At 42.5% G+C, this 697-nt stretch carries 1 protein-coding gene and 1 pseudogene; both read right to left on the reverse strand.

Annotation, left to right across the window (positions count from 1 at the left end; all coding sequences use genetic code 11):
- Nucleotides 1-193: pseudogene (locus tag ACTXGO_RS15500) on the reverse strand (tetratricopeptide repeat protein); the annotation flags it as partial.
- 72 nt (nt 194-265) lie between these two features.
- A partial coding sequence (locus ACTXGO_RS15505) for a phospholipase D-like domain-containing protein (RefSeq protein ID WP_443575148.1) occupies nt 266-697 on the reverse strand: 432 nt, incomplete at its 5' end.

A 697-nucleotide genomic window follows, 5' to 3' on the forward strand; every position in this document is an offset into this window, starting at 1 on the left:
CTTTGATCAGTTCGCGCCGTATTTGTGATAACAAAGTATCGATACGCTGCAAACTAGCTAAAGACTCATCTAAACTGCACTCTCTTAATAGGGCCTCATAAGCTAAGCCGCCTGCAATAGGACGCTTAGCTAAAAAGTCTTGCCAATATCCTATGGCAATATAATCTAAAGGCGTCAAAGGCGAGTCAGACATCTGGCAGGTACTTCCTTAAAAGTATTTATACATGAATAAAAAATAATCTACCTTAGCGTAAAATTCAACGCACTACAATAAAGGGCTAAACAGCCGCACAACATTATCAAATAGACGCGCGTAGCTTGAGCGCTGTTGCCACTCAGTCAATGACAACAAGCGACAATTTTGTAGATAAGTCGCTTGCGCATCTGCAATTTGTGCCACCATCTGCGGCGTATAAATCGCCAAGCTGACCTCCATATTTAAATAGAAACTGCGCATATCGATATTTACCGTACCAAATAGACAATAGTCATCATCGATAACGACTGTTTTGGCATGCAACAAGCCACCTTTGAACAGTGCAATATTGACGCCAGCCTCAAGTAGCTCTTGATAATAGGCTTGTGAAGCATGTTGCACCAAGAACGAATCCACTTTTTTAGGAATAATAAGGGTCACTTCTACCCCGCGTTTAGCAGCTGTCGCAAGCGCGCCTGATAATGCTTCGTCAGGAACAAA

It is taken from the genome of Psychrobacter sp. T6-1 (assembly GCF_052258445.1).